Annotated in this window: 16 protein-coding genes, 1 tRNA gene and 2 pseudogenes; 11 read left to right on the top strand and 8 right to left on the bottom strand. The window is 55.8% G+C overall.

Annotation, left to right across the window (positions count from 1 at the left end):
- Positions 1-3: 3 nt before the first annotated feature.
- Positions 4-894, bottom strand: a complete 891-nt coding sequence (locus tag OYW20_RS07080; RefSeq protein WP_268799996.1) for a LysR family transcriptional regulator — start codon at positions 892-894, stop codon at positions 4-6.
- 250 nt (positions 895-1,144) lie between these two features.
- Between OYW20_RS07080 and OYW20_RS07075 the strand changes: the two genes are divergently transcribed.
- Positions 1,145-2,443, top strand: coding sequence for a CitMHS family transporter (locus tag OYW20_RS07075; protein WP_268799995.1), 1,299 nt, complete (start codon positions 1,145-1,147; stop codon positions 2,441-2,443).
- Between the two features lie 176 nt (positions 2,444-2,619).
- The gene (locus OYW20_RS07070; RefSeq protein WP_268799994.1) at positions 2,620-3,921 is read left to right on the top strand and encodes an MmgE/PrpD family protein; all 1,302 of its coding nucleotides are present in this window, start codon (positions 2,620-2,622) and stop codon (positions 3,919-3,921) included.
- Between the two features lie 135 nt (positions 3,922-4,056).
- Here the strand turns inward: OYW20_RS07070 and OYW20_RS07065 are convergent.
- Positions 4,057-4,674, bottom strand: a pseudogene (locus tag OYW20_RS07065) (tyrosine-type recombinase/integrase).
- A gap of 456 nt (positions 4,675-5,130) precedes the next feature.
- Between OYW20_RS07065 and OYW20_RS07060 the strand changes: the two are divergent.
- The 3 genes and pseudogenes from OYW20_RS07060 to OYW20_RS26435 all read left to right on the top strand — a co-directional run.
- Positions 5,131-7,257: a TonB-dependent siderophore receptor gene (locus OYW20_RS07060; RefSeq protein ID WP_268799993.1), complete on the top strand. Its 2,127-nt coding sequence runs from the start codon at positions 5,131-5,133 to the stop codon at positions 7,255-7,257.
- A 146-nt stretch (positions 7,258-7,403) separates the two neighbouring features.
- Entirely contained in the window at positions 7,404-7,727 is a 324-nt protein-coding gene (locus tag OYW20_RS26440; protein WP_456239192.1) for a hypothetical protein, read from the top strand.
- Positions 7,702-7,983, top strand: a pseudogene (locus tag OYW20_RS26435) (transposase); the annotation flags it as partial. The gene OYW20_RS26440 and the pseudogene OYW20_RS26435, both read left to right, overlap by 26 nt.
- Positions 7,984-8,643: 660 nt before the next feature.
- Here the strand turns inward: OYW20_RS26435 and OYW20_RS07050 are convergent.
- From OYW20_RS07050 to OYW20_RS07035, 4 genes are all read right to left on the bottom strand, one after another.
- Positions 8,644-10,005: an MFS transporter gene (locus tag OYW20_RS07050; RefSeq protein ID WP_268799992.1), complete on the bottom strand. Its 1,362-nt coding sequence runs from the start codon at positions 10,003-10,005 to the stop codon at positions 8,644-8,646.
- A 102-nt stretch (positions 10,006-10,107) separates the two neighbouring features.
- The gene (denD, locus tag OYW20_RS07045; RefSeq protein ID WP_268799991.1) at positions 10,108-11,076 is read right to left on the bottom strand and encodes a D-erythronate dehydrogenase; all 969 of its coding nucleotides are present in this window, start codon (positions 11,074-11,076) and stop codon (positions 10,108-10,110) included.
- A gap of 25 nt (positions 11,077-11,101) precedes the next feature.
- Entirely contained in the window at positions 11,102-11,935 is an 834-nt protein-coding gene (locus OYW20_RS07040; RefSeq protein WP_268799990.1) for a shikimate dehydrogenase family protein, read from the bottom strand.
- Positions 11,932-13,548: an acyl CoA:acetate/3-ketoacid CoA transferase gene (locus OYW20_RS07035; RefSeq protein ID WP_268799989.1), complete on the bottom strand. Its 1,617-nt coding sequence runs from the start codon at positions 13,546-13,548 to the stop codon at positions 11,932-11,934. The genes OYW20_RS07040 and OYW20_RS07035 overlap by 4 nt, the downstream gene beginning before the upstream one ends.
- A gap of 254 nt (positions 13,549-13,802) precedes the next feature.
- Between OYW20_RS07035 and OYW20_RS07030 the strand changes: the two genes are divergently transcribed.
- The 5 genes from OYW20_RS07030 to OYW20_RS07010 all read left to right on the top strand — a co-directional run bounded on the left by OYW20_RS07030 (position 13,803) and on the right by OYW20_RS07010 (position 18,830).
- Complete coding sequence (locus tag OYW20_RS07030; protein WP_268799988.1) at positions 13,803-14,261, top strand: MaoC family dehydratase; 459 nt, start codon at positions 13,803-13,805, stop codon at positions 14,259-14,261.
- A 124-nt stretch (positions 14,262-14,385) separates the two neighbouring features.
- Complete coding sequence (locus tag OYW20_RS07025) at positions 14,386-15,453, top strand: LacI family DNA-binding transcriptional regulator (protein ID WP_268799987.1); 1,068 nt, start codon at positions 14,386-14,388, stop codon at positions 15,451-15,453.
- Between the two features lie 151 nt (positions 15,454-15,604).
- Complete coding sequence (locus OYW20_RS07020) at positions 15,605-16,543, top strand: dihydrodipicolinate synthase family protein (RefSeq protein ID WP_268799986.1); 939 nt, start codon at positions 15,605-15,607, stop codon at positions 16,541-16,543.
- Positions 16,544-16,887: 344 nt separating this feature from the next.
- Positions 16,888-17,250, top strand: coding sequence for a hypothetical protein (locus OYW20_RS26120; RefSeq protein WP_408005477.1), 363 nt, complete (start codon positions 16,888-16,890; stop codon positions 17,248-17,250).
- A 638-nt stretch (positions 17,251-17,888) separates the two neighbouring features.
- A complete protein-coding gene (locus OYW20_RS07010; RefSeq protein WP_268799985.1) occupies positions 17,889-18,830 on the top strand; it encodes a cupin domain-containing protein in 942 nt (313 codons plus the stop codon).
- Positions 18,831-18,864: 34 nt separating this feature from the next.
- Here OYW20_RS07010 and OYW20_RS07005 read toward each other — a convergent pair whose 3' ends face one another.
- Positions 18,865-19,773, bottom strand: a complete 909-nt coding sequence (locus OYW20_RS07005; protein WP_268799984.1) for a LysR family transcriptional regulator — start codon at positions 19,771-19,773, stop codon at positions 18,865-18,867.
- Positions 19,774-20,004: 231 nt separating this feature from the next.
- On the opposite strand from OYW20_RS07005, the gene OYW20_RS07000 reads away from it, so the two are divergent.
- Positions 20,005-20,520 (top strand): DUF3158 family protein, encoded by a 516-nt coding sequence (locus OYW20_RS07000; RefSeq protein WP_268799983.1) that lies wholly within the window; start codon positions 20,005-20,007, stop codon positions 20,518-20,520.
- A 331-nt stretch (positions 20,521-20,851) separates the two neighbouring features.
- Here the strand turns inward: OYW20_RS07000 and OYW20_RS06995 are convergent.
- Positions 20,852-20,927, bottom strand: a tRNA-Lys gene (locus OYW20_RS06995).
- Between the last annotated feature and the right edge of the window lie 17 nt (positions 20,928-20,944).

Below are 20,944 nucleotides of genomic sequence, written 5' to 3'. Positions count from 1 at the left end.
CGTCTAATCGCTTAATAAACTGCATAGTAACTCGATCATTGGTTGAACCGCCGGGCTGCTTCGATTAGATGGCTGGACTAAGTGAAGTTGCCGTGAAGGCATGGAATCATCCATGTCTCGCACAACAATGTCTGCCCGGCAGGTGGTGGTGGATAGCTTAGGCGCCAGGGCAACGCCCAACCCGGCGGCCACCATCGCTTGTGTCTCCTGATAGTCGTTTGCGAGCATGGCGATACGCGGGGTGAAATTGCAGTGGGCAGATGCGCGGTGCAATAACTCTGTGATTTCGTGCCCGTCTGATCTGCATATCCAGGCTTCCTCATCAAGACGCTGGAGGCTCACAGGCCCTGGTTCCTTCTCGAGGGGGTGTCCGACAGGCAGCAAGACCACCGTAGGATCGGTCCTTAATTGAATCGCTGGTGAAGATTCAGTCAGCCACGGATAGGTCCAGGTAACCGCGAGGTCGAGCTCACCAGACACAACGAGGCTGCGCAACGCAGCCAATCTTGTGCTGCGCACATTCAAGGTGATGTCCGGGTGATGGGCCCGAAAGTCTGTGACGATGCGCGGTAACAGCGACGAGGCAAGCGTCGGGAAAACCCCCAGCGACAAATGCCCGGAGCGACCCTGCGCCACACTGTGCAACTCGTTTTCAAGCTGCGCCAACTGGGCTTCCATCAGACTGACCCGACGCACGACCCGCTCTCCTGCATCGGTGAGCACCATCCCGTGTGGCCGGCGTTCGAACAGCGCGAGCCCGATCATGGCTTCAACCCGTTGGACGGTCTGAGAAATCGCCGATGGCGTCAAATGCAGGCTTCGCGCTGCCGCAGTCATGGATCCTACTCGGCCCACCTGAGCTACCACCCGCAGTTTCTCGATATCAAGCTTCATTCAGGGGTCCTTTTTAGGTTTAAGCGCAGCTACATTCAGTGTTTAGCATTTGTCGTTATGCTTAACAATCGAGCATTGATATATTTTTTTCGTCGGCCCTGGCTTCTTTTCTAGGGCTCACCCCAAGACATAACAAAAACAAGAGGTTCACTTCATGACTCGCCAACTTAACCGCCTGGGTTGCTCACCGCTCAATACCCGGTCTTCGGTTGTTTCTCGCCCCACATACGCCAATTGAGGAGGAACCGAAATGCTGGCCTTCCTCGGTTTCGCCACACTGGCGATGTTTATGCTGTGCGTTATCCGCAAATGGATGACCGCGTTCGTCGCAATCATCGTGATTCCGGCGCTGGTTCTTTTGGTTCTGGGGCAAGGAGCACAACTGGGCGAAATGATCGCGGCAGGAATCAAGACGGTGGCGCCCACCGCTGTACTCTTGCTATTCGCGGTGTTGTATTTCGGCTTGATGATGGACGCCCGTTTGTTCGATCCCTTGTCGCGCTTGATCATTCGCGTTTCAAAGGGCGACCCGGTAAACATTTGCGTGGGTACGGCGGTGCTGGCCTGCCTGGTGGCGCTGGATGGCGATGGAACGACGAGCTACATGATCATCTGTTCAGCCTTCCTGCCCATTTATAAAAGGCTGCACATCAATCCCTTGATCATTGCCACCGTCGCTACCATGGCGCTGGGAACTGTGTCGGGCACCACGCCATGGGGGGGCGCCGCCACCCGAGCAATCAGCATCCTGCATCTGGACGCCAGCGAGTACTTCACGGCCATGATTGGCCCAATGGTGTTGTCATGCGCTTTTGTCTGCCTGATTGCCTACGTGCTGGGCCGCAAAGCGCGCAAGGCCATCGACCCAAAACACATTGCAGAGGTTTCAGCACAGATCATGGCCGAGAGTTGCCATGTCGAGCACGCCACCAATTGGCGAACGGTATTCAATGCGGCGCTCACTGTTCTGCTTTTGGTCTGCCTGGTGCTGGGCATCGCAAACCTGATGGTTTTGTTTATTGCAGGTTTCGTTATCGCGCTGTTAGTCAACGTTCCCCGTGCTTCTGAACAGGGAGCGGTCATACAAAGGCACGCCGCGAGTGCGGTTCCTGTGGTGATGCTGGTGTTGGGTGCTGGGGTTTTCACCGGCATCCTGACCCAAACTGGAATGACCACGGCCATGGCCGAGGCCTTTGTGGGTGGACTACCGGAGCACTTGGGTTCGCTGATTCCGTTGGCGACCGCCCTGATAAGCATCCCCTTGAGTTTCTTCATGGCTAACGATGCCTATTTCTTCGGCATCGTGCCGGTGCTGGCAGAAATGGCCGGGCGTTATGGCATCCCTCCAATGGACATTGCCCGTGCAGCCGTCATCGGGCAAATGGCCCACTCGATCGGACCGGCATCTGCACCGCTTTGGGCATTGCTCGGGATCATCAAAGCAGACCTTGGCGACTTCCAGAAATTTGCCTGGAAATGGGTATTGCTCGCCTCGCTTGCTTATCTGGGGTTCGCCGTACTCTCGGGAGCGATCTCAGTCATGGCGTAGCAGGACAGCCGACAACGCCACTCGGCCATCTCCGCGACCTGACCCTCTGTGGTCACCTTACTGGCGCACGCCGTCAGTGTTCCATCCTCAAAACTGGACTGATCATGAATCTGACATCAGCGCTAGCGGCGCGCATCTGTGAAATAGCGTTTGAACAGCTGGAACCTCAAGCCCTGTTGAATGCAAAGATCTCCATTCTCGACACGTTGGGCTGTGCCTTGGCGGGCGCACGCGAGCCGGTGGTGCAAACGCTCCTGCGGACCCCAGGCTTGAACACCATTGGCGCCGTGCCGGTATGGGGCAGAAGTGAAAAACTGGAGCCGTTATGCGCCGCCCTTGTCAATGGTGCTGCGGCACATGCTCTGGACTTCGATGATGTGAACATCGCCATGGGTGGCCATCCCACGGCGCCTTTAATTCCGGCATTGCTGGCACTGGCTGCCAGTCGCGAGTGCACGGGCCAGCAGCTTTTGCTGGCCTATATTGCAGGCTTTGAAACGCAAACGCGGCTGGCGCGTAGCGTAAACTTCCATCATTACGATAAAGGCTGGCATCCCACGGCGACGCTGGGGGTGTTCGGTGCGGCGGCGGCCAGCGCCAAACTGCTCGGGCTGGACGAGGCGAGGACAGCATCAGCCTTGGCACTTTGCGTGTCCCTGGCCTCGGGTGTGAAAGCTAATTTTGGCACTATGACCAAACCCTATCATGTGGGGCACGCCGCCAGAAACGGCCTGATGGCAGCCCTCCTGGCCGAGGGCGGCTTTACTGCAAGCCTGGATGCTTTGGAGCATCGCCAAGGCTTCTTCGAGGTTTTCAACGGCGCGGGAACCTACAGGCCCCATCTTGCACTGGAGCATTGGGCAAGCCCCTTGGATATCGTCGAGCCAGGCATCGGTATCAAGCTGTATCCCTGCTGCGACAGTACCCATGCCGCCCTGGATGCACTGTTCACCCTTCGCAATGAGCACGGTTTCGCCCCACAGGACGTTTCCAGCATTGAAGTGCTCATACATCCTCTGCGCTTGACCCATGTCAACCGGCCGCAGCTGCGAAATGGCCTGGACGCCAAGTTCAGCGTCCAATATTGCCTCGCGCGCGCGCTGCTCGACGGCCATATCGTGCTGGACAGCTTCGGCCAGAGCGCCGTTAACGACAGTGCAGCGTTCGCTCTGATGCAGCTAATCCACGCAGCACCCCATCCGACGCCATCGATAGCCGAACCGGGTAATTATCTGACGCACCTGCGCATCGAGCTGCGTGACGGACAATGCTTTTCGTTGCAGTTGCACAGCCCCTATGGCAGGACTTCCGATAAACCCGCGCCACTGGAAAGCATCATGACCAAGTTCCAGCACAATGCGGCCAAGGCAATGGGTAGCGATGCCGCTGCAAAGTTGAGTAAGACCGTCATGGCTATGGATCTGCTAAGTGACGCCAGATTAATCAGTCAGATGTGCGTGGGTAAGGAGGTCGATTAATGCATGCGTTCTGACGAAGCAGAAGGGCAACTGTGACGAGGTCTTCACACTGCCGCTTTCGACAATTGAGCTCAGTACCGAGCGGCTGCTTTTCGCCGACAGCGACGGGGAAACTGTCCCATCGCCGTTGAGTAGTCAAACCTCAGTCTGCTCGGCCATCTCGCGTGCGTCGTCCACTTCGATGCCAAGATGCCTGACCGTGCTTTCCAGCTTGGTGTGGCCAAGAAGGATCTGTACGGCTCTGAGGTTTTTTTTCTGCGATAGATCAGCGAAGCTTTTGTACGGCGCATCGTATGGGGGCCATACGGCACTGGGTTGAGACCGATGGAAGAAACCCAAGCTTTGACGATACGTAAGTATTGGCGCGTGGAAAGGTGCTCCGAAGTTTTTAACCGACTTGGAAACAGGTAGTCCTCATTTCTAAGTCGAGCCTGTTGTACCCATACTTCCACGGCGAGTCGCGTTTGCGCAGTGATCTCGAATTGGACGGGCCGTTGTGTCTTTCGCTGCATTACCATCGCCCTGGCAGCAACATTATTTCCGTGCGCGACATCACGGACACGTAGCTTCTTCAAATCGCATGCACGGAGCTTGCTGTCGATTGCTAAATCGAAAAGGGCGAGACCCCTTACGTTGGGCAAGCTCAAGTCTGATCCTGATGCCCCAGATGTCACGCAGGCGGAGCGGTGATTTCTGACCGACCAGTTTGCCTTTATTCCAAGGCTGATATGGGGAAGTGGTTTTTGCCTTCATGTCATTGCCTCCGCTGGTGGAGGTCTGGCATGCCCTTCGTGGAAGAAGGACAGCAGTCGACCCAGAGCGGTCAGTCAACCTGAGGACATGAATTGGATGGCGTCTAGCAGCGGGCTGCTGATTCGATATGAACGTGCGTCTGCGTTTGAGGCAGGAAAGGTGTATCAAGCGTGCCCAGCGCTATCGACATTCAGTTGGCAGACTCGCCTTGTGATCGACGAGAACACAGTCGAACCACACTGGGCGCAGAACTCGCCTGTTGCCGGCTCGGAGGAAGCGTAGATTCCGATGCATGTAGCGCCGCGCAGGATTTCGAGCGCGCTAAGCGGCACCTGCCGTACGAATCGGAAGCTGACGAATAGCAATACATATCATTACCGAGGCTTATCAAATATCATTCGCACTAATTTGGCATGGACGCCAACATGTCTTTCTCCTAGCTAAGGCTTCCCGTCGATGCGCCGTACGTTGCTCTCCCTTTGTGTGCTCCAGGCTTGCTCTCCTTCTTCATGGGCTGAAGAGATTCCCGTCTTAACCCACAGTGTGGAGTTGGAGGCGACAGACATTGTGGGTACCCCAGATTATGAGTCGGCCCTCGGCCCGGTGAATGGATATCACGCCATTCGCTCGGCCAGTGCCACCCGTACCGACACCTCAATCCATGAAACGCCGCAATCGATCAGTGTCGTGTCTAAGGATGTAGTTGAAGATCTGGGTGCGACGCGGCTGCAGGATGCGCTGGACTACGCAGGTGGTGTTGGCAGGGCCAACAATTTTGGAGGACAAGGCCTCACAACCTTTACTGTACGTGGCTTCACCACGGGAGAGTTCTATCGCAACGGGTTCCCGATCAATCGAGGCTACCCCAATATGCCCGACGCTAACTCCATCGAACGTCTTGAGGTCATCCGTGGCCCGGCCACGACCTTGTATGGCCGCGGCGATCCAGGCGGCACTTTCAACGTAGTATCCAAGCAGCCCACTGCCGAGCGCACCGTGACCCTGGGCAGTCAGCTCGATGATCAGGGGATGAACCGTGGCACCCTGGATGCGTCTGGCCCGCTAGACGATGAAGGTCGGTTGGCGTACCGGCTGAACCTGATAGGAGAGGAAGGTGATACGTTCAGGGATCACGTCGAAACCGAGCGGTACGGCGTCACGCCAGTCCTGAGCTGGCAAGCATCCGATGACACCAAGATCGTTTTCGAGGGCGATTTCATGCGTAACAATCACCCGCTGGATCGCGGCGTTACGCGTTACGCCAACCAGATCGGCACAGCTTCTCGGGACACCTTTTTTGGCGAGAAAGATGCCGGCAAGCTGCACAACGACAACAACGTGGCGCAATTACGTTTCGAGCACCTGCTCAACGAAAACTGGACACTGGCCGGCGGCTTCCAGTGGTTGGACGGTACCTTGGAAGGTAACGCGATTGAAGCCAATGGCGTGGCTGCGGACGGTCGCACCCTTGGTCGCAACTTCAACTACCGCAAGCTTGAGTGGACAGACAAGGACACGCAGCTGAACCTGACCGGCCACTTCTCGACGATGGGCTTCGACCATACCTTGCTGACCGGGGTGGAGGTCGAGGACTACGATTACAAATCAATCATTCAACGTTCCAGTGGCGCGGTGAGCGCGTATCCGATCGACATCTTCAATCCGGTTTACGGTCAGCCGCGACCTGCGTTGACCCGCACACCCACCCACGACCAGGAAAATCTCAAAACCTATGCGGCCTTCGTGCAAGATCAAGTGGCCCTTACCGAGCGCTTGAGGTTGTTGGGGGGAGCGCGGTTCGAGCGTTTCGAGCATGACTACGACACTTACGTGGCAGGTGCGAAAAGCTGGGAGGCGAGCGACAACGCGGTGACACCTCGCGTGGGCCTGATCTACGACCTGACGAACACCATCGCGGTCTACGCCGACACTGCTCGCTCGTTCAAGCCCAACACCGGTGCGAGTCGTCAAGGCGGCGGCTTTGAACCGGAAAAGGGCAAGTCCTATGAGATTGGCGTCAAATGGGAAGCGCTGGATCGCCAGCTCAGCGTCGATGCCGCGATCTATCAGATCGAGAAGCGTAACGTGCTGACTACAGACCCGGTCGACTCAACCTTCAGCGTTGCGGCAGGCCAAGTGCGCAGTCGGGGGCTGGACATCAACGTCGCGGGAAACGTTACGCCTGAATGGCGTGTTATCGGCGGTTACGCCTACGTCGACGCTGAAGTGACCAAAGACAACATGCTTGAATCGGGCACAAGGCTGTTGAACATTCCGAAGAACAGTTTCAGCCTGCTCAACATGTACGAGTTTCAGGATGGCGCAATGAAGGGGCTGGGTCTGGGTGTCGGTGGAAAATACGTCGGTGAGCGTGCCGGGCAGACGGCTAACACGGCATTCACCATGGGCAGCTACGCCGTCGTCGATCTGCTGACCTACTACAAGGTCAATGACAAGATCAGGCTTAATCTTGATGTGAGGAATCTTTTTGATCGAGACTACGAAGAGGGCGCGTTCGGAAATGTGTATGCCTACCCTGGAGAGCCTCGTACTGTTCAGGTTGGTGTGTCCTACACGCTATGAGCCGGCGCGCGGATAGGGTCACTGACCTCTTTTGACCGTCAGTAACCCTTCTCGAAGGGCGGCTTTGGTTCGATTCCGTTGCAAAGTAGCTCTCCTGCTTGGCCTGAGGCAAAATCTGCTCATCGGCCAGCGGGAGAGTACGCAGCATGGTGGGACAGTTATCGAGTGGGCAGGATCGACTGTTTTACTCGTTAAACCTTGAAGACCACATCCCAACAAATCACCGGCTGCGCAGCATTGATCGGTGTCTCGATCTGAGCGACGGCGAAGGCTTTGCCGTGGACGCCAGCATTATCAAGGCGGACGCGAGTCGGCAACACGGCGTGCCTGGCGATGAAGAGATCAACTGGCGCGATCCGTCTCTGAGCACTCGTGCTGTCCGTGAATACCTCGAAGCACTCGATGAGGAGGCGCTCGCTGAAGCGCTTCCCAAGCGCTTATCGCTGCCCGAACAACACTGCGGTTCGTGAGATCGCCCGCAGTGTTCATGAAGCGGCTCGCGATGTGGCTCGGCGAATCGCGAAGACGCCGGAATATGTGCGCTCTCGTCACGAACGCAAGAAGGTCGAAATGTTATTCGCCCACCTCAAGCGCATCTTGAAACTGGATCGCTTGCGACTACGAGGGATGAGTGGCGCGACCGATGAGTTCACGTTAGAGGCTGCGGTACAGAACCTGCACCGACTGGCCAAACTTACATCTCAAGGGCCACCCCCCACAGGATAGGTACGCCTGTTTCAAGCAAAAACCCTCAAATTAACCCACTGACACAGCAGCAACGGTCAACGAAGGATCGAAAAGCCACTTAACAGTGGTGAATAGGTTCTTTGATGAGGCCAAGCTCAGCGTCACGTTTCCTGAAAAATCGACTTTTTCAACAGAATCGGCCAAAAGCGGTCCGTGAAGCATGGCGTCGACCCCTATAACAACCATTGGAGACAGGCGGCACAGGCGTGCAAAATTCTACAAAATCGCTTCTCGTTTTGCATCATCCGCATGCTCCTACTGGCATCGAGTTGTGGCCAGGAACCACCCGCATTCTTTGCGTTTCACGCTTTCCACTGCACTTCTTTTGCGAAACGAAACGAAACGAAACGAAAATCAGGCAAAACTTCAATATTTTGTCTGCGCAGCGCTCGTTATCTTCTTAAGTACGTGATTTTCGCGGGCTCGTGCTGTTGCACTCGGCTGTAGCCGAGGCGAAGCGATCCAGAAACCCATGTTCGGGGTGGAGCATGCTGAGACTGGAAGCGAAACGAAGCATGGCAAGGACGAAATGAGGACCCTGCAGATCGGCAGGGTCATACCAAACATAATGTGTCGACCAAGCTGGCCGTAGCCATCGGCAATGCAGCCCGACACACGATATTTCGGCGTTTCGCAAGGTTACAAAGGAGCGCCGGGGCTCTGCGCAGCGTGAGAGGATGAAGGAACAACCTGCGGCTCATCTGCGGCGTTTTTTTCTCCCGACACGTCGTGCAGAGAGACGCCGCGCGTTTCTTTGACGAACTTGAGAATCACGAAGGCAAGCAGCGCGGCGAGTAGGGTGAATCCTGCAATGCCTTCAGCGATATCAAAATGAAGTTTGTCGATGGTCGACAACACAATGAAGGGAGCGACCCCGCCACCAATCACCCCGACGTTGTAAAGAAACCCCACCCCGGAAGCCCTGACCTGAGTCGGCAGGTTTTCGGTGAGGATAGTGCCCCAGATACCGGACGATCCCACTAGGAAAAACCCGCTGAAGAACGCACAGACCAATGCCACAGGCAAATGATCGACAGCGTAGACCAGCGCCACGACGAACAACGATCCGACCCCCAGCATCGCGCCCAACCCGAGCCGCCTGCCCAGCCGCTCGGCAATGAAACCTGATGCGAAGAACCCGAAAACCTGCCCAACAGCTGAAGTCATAGTCAGCCAGGTGATGACGTGTGCCGCGGTCCCCAGCGATTTCAGGTAGGTCGGAAACAGCCCCTGAAACGGCCAGGACCCAAAGCACAGCACCAGCATCATGATTGCCAGATAACCCACACGGCCTGGGTGCAGCCTGAAAAGCATAATGGCGGGGAAGTCCTTAAATGCAACTTTCTCTTTAGCTTTGCTTCTGAGTGCGTCACGGTTGCGAAGCCAGACTTCCGACTCAGGCACCATGAAGGCAATGAACAGCCCCAGAATGATGCCGGGCACAAGCCCGACGAAGAACATCCCACGCCAACCGAACTCCGGGTAAACGAAGTTATACGCGAGCGCTGCGCCAATCGCCCCGATGCCCCAACCTGTATCAAGAATACCGATGCCAATTGCCCGATGCTTTTCCGGCCAGGATTCGGCTACCATGGTAGCGCCCAACGAAAAGCCAGGCGCCATGCCGATACCCAGGATCAATCGAAACAGCACCAAGGCGACGAAGCTCCACGCCAGCCCGGTCGCGACGGCGCCGGCGGTGAACCACAGCAACGTGATCAACAGCGGTATCTTGCGACCGATGCGGTCACTCCAGCCACCGAACATCAGTCCACCGAACCACCGCACGCCATAAGTGGCCAGTAGCAGCAATGAAGTGGACTGGAGGCTGACATCGAACTCATTGGCGATGTCCGATAACACGAATGTAATCGCCAGGAAATCCAGCGCGTCCATGACCCAGACGCCCCAAGCGGCGGCCAGCACTTTCCATTGCGAGCGGCTGATATCTTTGTACCAAGGCTGCTGGCCCGGCCTAGTCGAAGCAGAATTGTTTTCCATGGGGAATCTCCCTCAGAATTGAAAAACCTTTTCAACCGAAAAGGTTGTTTTTTGTTTTTATGGATATTGCTGCGATGCTGTCCGGTCCAATTAAGGTATTGCTCACCGCACTGTCTGTTGATGAGCGCGGACGATTGACTCGACATCCAGATCAGCCTTGAAGCCAAGTACGGATGCCTGCTCGGCACTGAAGTGCCCTGGCCAGGAATTCACGATGGCCTGGATCCGCACATCCGGCTTTTCTGACACCCGTGCCGCTACTTCTGGGCCTGCCAGCTTGCCCAACGCAGCCAGCATCTGCGCGACCGTCACACTCAGGCCAGGCATATTGAGCACCGGTTGACCGCCAAGCGAATCCTGGTCAAGACCCATACCGTGGAGAATGTTCTCGACTGCGAGTTGCGGGGACATCAGCCACAACAGCGTCTTCGGATCCACCGGGCAAACGGCGTCCTGACCGGCCAGTGGCTCGCGAATGATGCTGCTGGCAAAACTGGAAGCCGCCAGGTTTGGTTTGCCCGGTCGCACGGCGATCGTCGGCATGCGCAGGCTACGACCATGGATGAACCCTCGTCGGGTGTAGTCGGCGAGCAGAAGATCAACCAACGCTTTTTGCGTACCGTAGGAACTCTGCGGCTGCCAGACATGCTTGTCAGGCACCGACGCCGGGAGAGCACCACCGAAGACCGCCACCGAACTAGTTGTTAGGAAAACAGGGACGCTACCCAATTTGCGCAGACGTTCCAGAAGCGACCGTGTGGCATCGAAGTTCACCGCCATGCCCAACTCGAAATCCGCTTCTGCCTGTCCGGAAACAACGGCGGCGAAATGCAGCACGACATCCGTATCGGCATCGACAAGATCAGCTACCTGAGCGGCGTCGGTCAGGTTGCCTGAGCGTATCTGGACTCGACTGTCGCCAAAATCAGGCGGCTCCACGACATCGAATGCAATGAGTCGCTTGAGCTGCGCTTGCCTTCCATTGACCCTAAGCCCATCCTTTTTCGCGAGTATCGCTTCGATGACCCGACTGCCAAGGAAACCTGCCGCGCCTGATACGAACAATTGCATGGCCTAAGCCCTCTATTATTGTTGTTTAAAGCCGATCCGGGATGGCCTGGTAACCAAAAAAGCTCATCAGCGCCTGCATTTGCCCGGAGTGCATTTCAATGCCATCGACTGTGGCGCAGCCACTACGCTGGGCATATCTGAGCAACGGCGTAGGTTCCGCACCGATTATCACATCGCCAACGATGACTGACGGATCAAGATCGCCCATCGGACCAGGCAAACCATCTCCCGCGTACATACCCACTGGCGATGCATTTATGATCACCTGCACCGGTGCAACGGAATCGACATCGGCTTCGATATAACAATCGGGACACGCCTGCTGTAGCTGGTGGGCAATGTCCGTTGCTTTTTGGCGATCGGGGTCGATCAGACCGATGCGTCTCGCACCAGCGTCAGCCAGAGCAACCGCGATGGCCATGCCCGCGCCCCCGGCGCCATAAAGTCGTATCGTCTTGCCCTCAACAGAAAGCCCTTTGGCCAGCAGCGCCGTCAGGAATCCCTGACCGTCGAACATGTCGGCCGTCCAGGTCCCATCCGTCTCCCGTCTGAGCGCATTGATCGCGCCGACCCGTCGGGCACTGGGCAGCAGCACGTCCGCGTGTTGCAACATGCTTATTTTATGAGGGATGGTCACCAGAAGGCCGTGCACGTTGTCCATCGCCTTGAGGCCAGTGACGACGGCACGCAGACTCTGCGCACTGGCCTGGGCCGCGAAGAGCAATGCATCGATGCCGGCGGCACGGAATCGAGCGTTCATGACGGTGGGAGAACGCACTTGCGCCACCGGGTTCCCCAACATGGCATAGAGCCGAGTGCGTCCGCTGACAGGGGCAGAAGTCAAGACAGGCGCGGTCATGCTAAATGTTCCTGTTGCTCAATCCACGCCCTGAGTCTTGCTGATCGATGAATGGCCGGACGTGAGTCGATGTCTTGGCGAATTTCCATCTTGTTCGGCGCAAAAATCCGCGGGTCCATTTCCTTCAGGTCAGGGGCAACCGGTACTCGGAAGTCCATATGGGCAAAAATGTCGCGCTCGACGTCGACACCGGGCGCGATTTCGATCAGTTCCAGTCCCTCGGCGCCAATTTTGAAAACCGCGCGCTCAGTCACGAACAGAACTTTCTGCCCTCTTTCCCGGGATAAACGCGCGCTAAAGCAGACTTGTTCCAAGCGATCGACGAATTTGCGATGACGCCCCTCTTGGCGGATTTCTGTCCTGCCCTGCGGCCACTGAACATCCAGACCGCCCGCCGTCAGCGTGCCGTTGAAAATCACCGTTCGAGCGTTCTGGCTGATGTTGATGAAACCGCCAACGCCGACGATGACGTCGCCGAAGCGGCTAATGTTGACGTTGCCCTGAAGGTCGACTTCGGCGAAAGAAAGAAAGGCTAAGTCGAGGCCACCACCGTCATAAAAGTCGAACTGACTGGGCTGCTCGACCATCGCCTGATAGTTCTGACCGCCCCCGGAATCGGGTCCAGTAATCGGAGCGCCGCCGATTACACCCTGCTCGTTGGTCAGGACGATGGAGTCGAGCAGGTTTTCCTCGGCAGCCACTGCCGACAAGCCGGTGGAAATACCCGCGCCAAGGTTACACACGGCCCCGGCATACAGCTCCATGGCGGCTCTGCGAACGATGACTTTACGAGGGGAAAACGGTAATGCCCGTATACCCTCCAACGGGATGCGCAACTGACCAGAATAGCTGGGATCATAGGCCGTCGCATACGTCTGGCGCTGCTCGGGCTCAACCACGACGAAATCAACCAGAATGCCCGGAATCTTGACCTCTTTGGGCGGAAGCGTGCCACGCTTGGCAAGACGCTTGACCTGCACCATGACCGTTCCACCTGCGCGCCGGGTCGCTTGTGCCATCGCCAACATCTCCCCCAAAACCGCTTCCTCTTCCATGGTCACGTTGCCGTCTTCATCGGCCGTCGTGCCGCGCAGGAAGGCCACATTGACCGGTAGTGGTCGATAGAACAGCCATTCGTCCCCATCGATTGTTTTGACTTCGACAAAGTCCGCTGGGGTCGAGGGGCTTTGACGCCCCCCCAATTGGCGTGGGTCAATGAAGCTATGCAGCCCGGTCTTGCTCAGTAAACCTGGCCGCCCTCCCGCCATGTCTCGCATCAGTTGGGATAGGACACCCTGGGGAAAAGTGTAGGAATGGATCTGATCCTCCACGGCCATCCGCATGAGCGCTGGCGAATCGATAAGTGCGCTGGTGATTGATCGGGAAACAAGTCCTGGCTTGGCGAGGTGATCGGCTCCCAATGACTTGCGGTCGCCGACGCCGACGATGCTGATCGCAGTGAGACCACGCGGAAGGCGTTCTTTGGCAAAGCGCCTCCCTGTTGCAGACAGCAATGCCTCGGGCACGCAATGACCGCCACCGGAGCCACTTATGAGAATGGCATCGCGATCCTGAATAAGTCCGGCCGCCTGGTCGGCAGTGATGATGCGCATTAGAGCCTCCTAATTGTTTTTATCTTGAGTGGCAAGGTCACTCCTCAATAAAATGTAAGCGCCTATCATCTACAAAGCAATACAGATCACTCACTTTTCTCATAAATCTAGGAAATGGAAAAAACAACTCCATTTAGGCCTAAAAACCTCCAAAAAAGCCCATAAAAAATAGCCATAGGGGGTAGACAAGAAAAAACGCTTGGCCCAGAGTAAATGGAAGCGCTTGTCATAAAAACAATCAGCGAGGAAAAGATATGGGTATCAAAGGTGTGGAAGTCGGCCAGAGCTACAAATTCGCGAAGACGGTCGGCGAGGCAGACGTCGTGCTGTTCGCAGGGCTGACGGGGGATTTCAGCGACACTCACATCAACGAACAGTACATGCAGGAAACGTCGAGCCTGGGGACTCGAATCGCCCACGGCGCGCTGATCATCGGTTACATGTCGACCGCGTCGACGATAAGCATCGCTCACATCATTCACCGGGATGACATCACTGAGTTTCCGGTGACGCTGGGTTACGACCGCATACGCTTCCTGCAACCGGTGCTGCTCGGTGACACCGTGACGGTCAGCTACACGGTCGCCCGTATAGATGAGGAAAAACGTCGCAGTACCGCGCAAGTGAAGGTCATCAATCAGCGCGGGGAGCTGGTCGCGGTAGCCGAGCACATTATGAAATGGTCCACCAAGCTGTCGAACCGCGCCGCATGATGCTTTAAGACCCAATGGCGGCGAGTCGATTGATCGCAAGGGGTATTTTGTGGATAGTGCGGTGGCCACTTCGGGCCATAAATCATCAGGAATATGCATCCCTATGCCTTCACGACAGGGAGCCATGCCGCCGCCCTCGACTGGCGCGCGTCAGCGCGCCAAATCATCACAAGCCACGCTGGACGATGTTGCACGCCACGCAGGAGTATCCTCGGCGAGTGTTTCGCGAATGATGAAAGAACCGTCATCGGTATCGGCAAAGATGCGCGCACGTATCGAGGCGTCGATCAATGAGTTGGCGTGGGTTCCGCATGCGGCAGCCCGAGCACTGGCCACACATAGCACTCGAACCATCGGCGCGGTCTTCCCCACGTTGGCCAATGAACACTTTTCAACGGCCATCCAGGTGTTACAGGAAGAGCTTGAACGGTCCGATTACACCCTGCTTCTGGCCTGCTCTGAATACGACGCACAAAGAGAGTTGCGCCAAGCGCGCAAGATGATCGAACGAGGCGTAGATGCCATGGTGCTGGTGGGCGACGCTCATCACCAGGAGCTATACCCACTGCTAAGGGCGAGAGGCATTCCATTCGTCAGCACATTCACCTATCGGACCGGCGCAGACCCGATCTGCATCGGCTCGGATAATTTCTCGATGTTTTACGGGACGACCCGCTATCTGCTCGCACAGGGCCACACGCATTTCGGCATGCTGGCCCAGAGTACGGTGATGAATGATCGCGCTGCGGCACGTCGCGAAGGCGTGTACAGGGCGCTTGCAGAAGACGGCCTGACCATCAGACCGACGCATTTTGCCGAGGGACATTCCGGCGTTAATCAGGGAAGGTGCCTGTTCCGCCAGGTGATGGAGTCCAAGCCTTGGCCAACCGCATTGATTTGCGGCAACGGCTCGTTCGCCATGGGCGCGGTGCTGGAGGCCCAGGCGATGGGTATCAAGGTTCCTGATCAATTGACTATCTTCGGCTTCGATGATTTCGAATTGATGAAAGAGCTGCCTGTGGCAATCAGTACGGTCAGAGTTCCGAGCAAGGAAATAGGCCGTAAAGCAGCTCAGTATCTCATCGCAGCGCTGAATCCCGGCACCGGCGAAGACGAATGGGAACAGATGGCGGAATGCGTCGCTGAAATGGTTTTACGTGCCTCTTCAGGTCCGCCTAGAACACCTGATTGACCCCGATATCGGCGCTTCTGCGCAAACCGATTTCGACCTACTCATTATGCTCACGGAGCCACTCTGCTGGCTCCATAGGAGATGTTCGTCCCGATTTTCTGAAAAACGCGTTTTCGATTCACACACCAACAACAAAATCAGGAGTCAACTCATGAAGTTCGATAACGGTGTATTGATAGCCAATCTGCTCCCGTTCAATCAGGATTTGTCGGTCAACTGGGAAGCCCTCAGTCGCCACACCCGACAGCTGAAGGACATCGATAGCGTGAGAGGCTTCGTTGTCAACGCCTACGCGGGCGAAGGTCCGACCCTCACACAATCGGAACGCTCGCGCTCGATCGAACTGCATCGAGAGTTGGCCAACGACGACCAGCCCATAGTCGCTTGCATCCTGGACATGTCGACCGCAGGCGCAATAGCACAAGCCAAGACAGCCAAGACCAGTGGGGCGAATGCACTGTTGATTTGCCCGCCCGTGGTTTCTGGATGGAATGCCAGCGCAAGCCCACACATTGCCCTTGATTATCATCGTGCAATCGCAGATGCGGTCGATCTTCCAATCATTCTGTTCCAGTTGTCGATCGGAGACCCGGTCGCCTATTCACACGATCTACTGATGAGCCTGGTGAGGGAGATCGACAGCGTAATCGGGGTAAAAATGGCGCAGGCCAATGATGCAGTCCGTTACGATCAGGATTACTTGGGATTGCAAAAGGCAGGGCGCCCGATCGCTGCGCTGCCGGCTGTTGGCAGCAGCATGTTCCACGGACTAACCACAGGCGCTCAAGGCATATTGACTGGCTTGGCAACATTTGCGCCTTACGAGATTACCGAGCTTTGGCGGGCCAGCATCAGTGGCGATCTGGCTCGTGCGCGCGAGATACATCTGCAGCTTGCAGAGATCAATCACCTGATTTATGGCTCGCCATATGTGGACCTGCACACTAGGTACAAAGAATTTGCCTATCTGGCCGGGGCGATCCCCACACCTTACGTACGAGGCCCTCAGGTAAGGGTCAGCGCTCAAGAGCAATCAACACTCAAGGACGCCTTCTTGCGAGCGAAATTGAAAGCACTCCCAGATGTATAAAAGATAGATGTGACGGCGAACCGAAAAATCCACTTGGTTGATTCGGCAGGACGCAAATCGCGCAGCATCGCCTGCGCGATTCGCGTCCATCTGCACCGGCTTATGATTGAGGCATCGGAAAGATCGCATCTGGTCGACACTGTTGAAAATAGCCGGCTCTCCCAAGCTAACGGAACGATGATCAGTGAACGCCCCGTCTGGAATGCGACTGCAGCAGTTATTTTCTAGGCGAAAAGCCTCGCGAAAAACTGTCTAGCAAGACCAACCCTGCGGTGCGATGTGCCTTTTGACAATCCAAGCTTGAGCATCGAAGCATCATCAGTGGCTGCGATATGAGCAGCGCAATGGACCTGACCCACGACTACATCTTCACTCACGGCTTGAGAGATTCGACGGCAAAAATCTATCTGGCCGCGACGCGAGCTTTGCTCAGGCATTTTGGAGAGGCAAGCCCGGTAGAGTCGATTGATCACCGATCAGTACTCGGATGGCGAAGGCAAGAGCTGGAGCGTGATCTGGCGAAACAGAGCTGGAACACGTACGCAAATCATCTCCGCACCGTGTGGGGATATGCGATCGAGCATGGGACGCTGGTTCACACGGCCATCAACCCCTTTAGAAAGACCGCAGTCATTCCTCCGAAACGTCCCAGCAAGACCGTCGCACGGGACGGCATCAAACGTGCGCGCGCTGGCTCAGATCGATGATGGTCGAGGGGAGATGCACGAAACAGAGGAGTAAGGTCACTCCGGCCTTGTTCTGGCTCGGCGTCTTCGAAATGTTTTACTACACAGGCATCCGACTGAACGCTTTGCTGACGCTCCGCTACAAAGACGTGGACTGGTTGAACAAGATCATCACCGTTCGAGCCGATACGGAGAAAACACACCGAGAGTTTTCCATCCCAATAATGCCCGGCTTGGAGCCGCATATTTTGCGTCTGCTTGAGGCAGCGCGTGAGGTGGGATTCGCCCCGGACGACCAACTCTTCAACGTGAACCGCTTCTCGCTGCATTATCGCTCAGTGCTTATAAGCATTGATCAGATTGAGGGTACCTGCAGCTGCTTAGCCCGTCGATGCAGCATCCAAACAAAGCGATCCGCGAAGTGGCAGAGATCGCCTGGAATGAGTTTGCTGCGGATCCTGACGTCGGGAATCGCCTGCCGACTCGAATGGATAAATTCGTCGAGGAGCTCAACTCGCTGGGATCAACACCCCTTTACACACAAGTGATGTGCTGGTGCGGTTCTTCATAGCGCCGTACCAGACTCGTATATTGAATCCACCGCGGCATGCTGGCTCCCGCAGCGTGCTGATGATGAGACCCCAAAACGAGACTTCATTATGAACAGTGCAATTCAACCGCATTCAAACCTGGAAGTATCTCCACATGAGATCGATGCCGAATACTTCGAGTACAGCAAAGCGGCAAACCCGATCAGCGCAAACTTGATCACCCGCATCCCGTATCAGAGCTTCCCTGCTTCGCTCTATGATTCAGGCCCATCTCGAACAGTTGCTCTCGATTTGAGCGAAAAACTAGAGTGTGAAGGCCCAGCAACCGGCCCAGGTCTTTGCGCTAGTTTTATTCGACTGAACGCTGGCGATGACGTCACATTAGCGCCCAACGCGACCTCACAGGTTCTGTATGTAATCGATGGTAGCGGCAGCCTTGCGTACGGTGAAAAGGCATTTGAATGGACGAAAGGTTGTTTTATCGCCCTGCCAGGGATGAACAGCACAATCCTCAAGGCGTCGACGGACGCACGACTCTACTGGGTACATGATGAGCCTCTTCTTCGCTACTTAGGCGTGAGCAGAAGTGAAGACCGCTTCACCCCGACTCTGTACCCTGCGGATGTCGCATCTGCAAAGCTTCGTGAAGCCGCTGATGATCCACGTGCACAGGATCGCAGCCGCATCAGCATTCTGCTTGGTAACAGCAAATTCCCTCAGACACGCACAGTGACCCATGTGCTGTGGGCTATGTACGGCATCCTCCCAGCCGGCTCGACCCAAAAACCCCACCGGCACCAATCCATCGCCCTGGACTTCATCATTGACTGCCCAACCGGATGCTATTCGCTTGTAGGCACTGAACTGGACGAATATGGCCATATTCGCAATCCAAAACGCGTAGATTGGACACCAGGGCTTGCGTTCGTCACACCACCTGGCTATTGGCATGCTCACTTCAACGAGTCGGATCGCGAAGCATTTCTGATCCCGATTCAGGACGCAGGTTTACAGACATATCTGCGATCACTGGATATTCGGTTCAGCTAAATGGACTCCCGGTATGACTAGTTCATACCGGGAATTATCGCTGCCACACGGGCGGGTGAACCACGCGATCAGCAATGAAATCAATGAAGCATCGCACCTTCGAAGAAACGATTCGCTTCGGCGGATATACAAACCAGATGGCGCCAGATTCCTGTGAGACCTTGACCTCCCAATCAGGCAGCCAACGCACCAGTCGACCATCGCGCAAACTGGCGCTGGCAAGCCAATCTGGGAGCAATGCCATTCCCAACCCGCTCCTCACCGCGATTAGCTGAGCGTCAAGGTCATTTATCCAAAGTACAGCTCCAACGGACAACGAAACCTGCTCGCTGTCGTTGGCCCATATCAACCCCTCGGGGCACTCACGCCCGATGATCATCATGTCGACGGGCAGTTGATCAGGGCAATCCGGCTGAGGATAACGAGTGGCAAACTCTGGACTCACACATAGGAGAGTCTTTACCTCAGCCAGCTTTCTCGCCTTGAGATTGGAGTTGGCCAACCTGCCAATTCGAATCGCAAGATCGATTCCAGTGGCGATCAGATCGACTTGTGACTCCTCAAAACTGAGATCTAGTGTGATGTCTGGGTAACGCTCGATAAACTCGCCTACTAGAGGGAGTATATGATGACGTGCAAAAGCAGGCGGAAGACTAACCTTCAATCTCCCTCGGGGATTTTGATTGAGAGCGGACGTTGCCGCCTTGGCTTCTGACAATTCAAAGAGAACTTTTTGGGCATGGTACAAGAACGTTTGCCCACCCTCCGTCAATGCAAGTTTTCGTGTTGATCGATTGAAAAGTGCAATGCCGAGATCTTGCTCTAAATCTTTGATGTAACGCGAAACTGTAGAAGCTTTTATCCCCAGACGCCCTGCTGCTTTGGAGAAGCTATTCCCATTGGCAGACTCTACGAAAGCGGTCAGTGCTGCTAGGTAGTCCAAGTGCGCCTCTCTGGTTTTTGGTGTCGCTAGCCCGGCTGTTCGGGCACTTGAGCCTTAAGATCAATTGGAAAAACTCGGTTGCTTCTGAGACCACAGCCTTGGTCATCTCGGAAGGGTATTCCATCGCAAGAGTTCAGTGAAGTGTTTGCAGCCGGTGACCACACCTGTGCGCAGCCCGCAGAGCAACGGCATGGCATGGCATGGCAGATAGCTTCGTGAAGACGATCAAGCATGACTACGTGGCGCACATGCCTGTTGCCGCTGACCCAATTTGCGGATCAATGCCAGACGTTGAAGGCAGGTTTGAAGAACCTCGCACACGGTGTGCTGAACCAGGCCAAGCGACATCGGTTTTCTCTGCTGCCGTTTCGGCTGATTGAACAGAACACTACCGTCGGCACGATGTTCCTGCTTTGGCAGCACATTTCGAATCGGCGGATGGGCGTTGCGGTCTGGGCAGAAATGATCCGCGCTTCCAAAACACCAGAGTCGATGCTGCAGGATCTTTACGAGATGGAACTGCAGCGGATCCTCCTCAATATGCAAATGAGCTTGATGCACTCGATCGCCAAACAGGCCGCCGAGTGCGCCGAGAAGATGGCTACCAGCAATCCAAGCTCCGAATCAAAGCACCTCACACACGCCGCCAGACTTGCGTCAGATCGGTTTAGCATGGAACAGGCAATGCTCCCGGTTGGAACAGGGCTAAGCCATGAACTTACGTGGGATGGTCCTGGGACTTGGTAGGAGGATCTTGGGATACCGAAGGCGACGGCAGAGAGCGAGGGAGCTGAGCATTCGCTGCTGCTGACACTCATGCTCAATAGAGTTGGAATCAGTTCGTTTAGCTGGTGACCGAGATAGCCGCCGGAGGAAATGACTCTTCTGCCAGGGCTTGAAACTGGCAAGCTGCGCAAACCCGCTCGAATGGCCATCCGATGCGTCGATTTCACCGACAACCCATTACCACTTATTCGGCGAAAGCTTGATCCGCTGCTCAGACCCACGTCCCCACTGCGCTACAGGCAAAAAAAAACCTGGAAATCCTCACTTTCGTGGGCCTTCCAGATTTTCAAAATGGTGGGTCGTGTGGGATTCGAACCTACGACCAATTGGTTAAAAGCCAACTGCTCTACCAACTGAGCTAACGACCCGCTTTGTGGTGGCGCGT

This window comes from Pseudomonas sp. BSw22131 (assembly GCF_026810445.1).
Lineage (GTDB): Bacteria > Pseudomonadota > Gammaproteobacteria > Pseudomonadales > Pseudomonadaceae > Aquipseudomonas > Aquipseudomonas huanghezhanensis.
The sequence above is the reverse complement of the archived record's forward strand: the minus strand, read 5'-3'. Positions and strand labels throughout refer to the sequence as shown.

Bases quoted from the DNA above. Each gene is read 5' to 3' on its own strand.
- OYW20_RS26120 (WP_408005477.1), top strand. From the start codon at position 16,888: ATGGACCTGACCCACGACTACATCTTCACTCACGGCTTGAGAGATTCG.
- OYW20_RS07035 (WP_268799989.1), bottom strand. From the start codon at position 13,548: ATGCGCATCATCACTGCCGACCAGGCGGCCGGACTTATTCAGGATCGC.
- OYW20_RS07060 (WP_268799993.1), top strand. From the start codon at position 5,131: ATGCGCCGTACGTTGCTCTCCCTTTGTGTGCTCCAGGCTTGCTCTCCT.
- OYW20_RS07030 (WP_268799988.1), top strand. From the start codon at position 13,803: ATGGGTATCAAAGGTGTGGAAGTCGGCCAGAGCTACAAATTCGCGAAG.
- denD (WP_268799991.1), bottom strand. From the start codon at position 11,076: ATGCAATTGTTCGTATCAGGCGCGGCAGGTTTCCTTGGCAGTCGGGTC.
- OYW20_RS07050 (WP_268799992.1), bottom strand. From the start codon at position 10,005: ATGGAAAACAATTCTGCTTCGACTAGGCCGGGCCAGCAGCCTTGGTAC.
- OYW20_RS07080 (WP_268799996.1), bottom strand. From the start codon at position 894: ATGAAGCTTGATATCGAGAAACTGCGGGTGGTAGCTCAGGTGGGCCGA.
- OYW20_RS07010 (WP_268799985.1), top strand. From the start codon at position 17,889: ATGAACAGTGCAATTCAACCGCATTCAAACCTGGAAGTATCTCCACAT.
- OYW20_RS07025 (WP_268799987.1), top strand. From the start codon at position 14,386: ATGCCGCCGCCCTCGACTGGCGCGCGTCAGCGCGCCAAATCATCACAA.
- OYW20_RS07040 (WP_268799990.1), bottom strand. From the start codon at position 11,935: ATGACCGCGCCTGTCTTGACTTCTGCCCCTGTCAGCGGACGCACTCGG.
- OYW20_RS26440 (WP_456239192.1), top strand. From the start codon at position 7,404: ATGGTGGGACAGTTATCGAGTGGGCAGGATCGACTGTTTTACTCGTTA.
- OYW20_RS07020 (WP_268799986.1), top strand. From the start codon at position 15,605: ATGAAGTTCGATAACGGTGTATTGATAGCCAATCTGCTCCCGTTCAAT.
- OYW20_RS07000 (WP_268799983.1), top strand. From the start codon at position 20,005: ATGACTACGTGGCGCACATGCCTGTTGCCGCTGACCCAATTTGCGGAT.
- OYW20_RS07075 (WP_268799995.1), top strand. From the start codon at position 1,145: ATGCTGGCCTTCCTCGGTTTCGCCACACTGGCGATGTTTATGCTGTGC.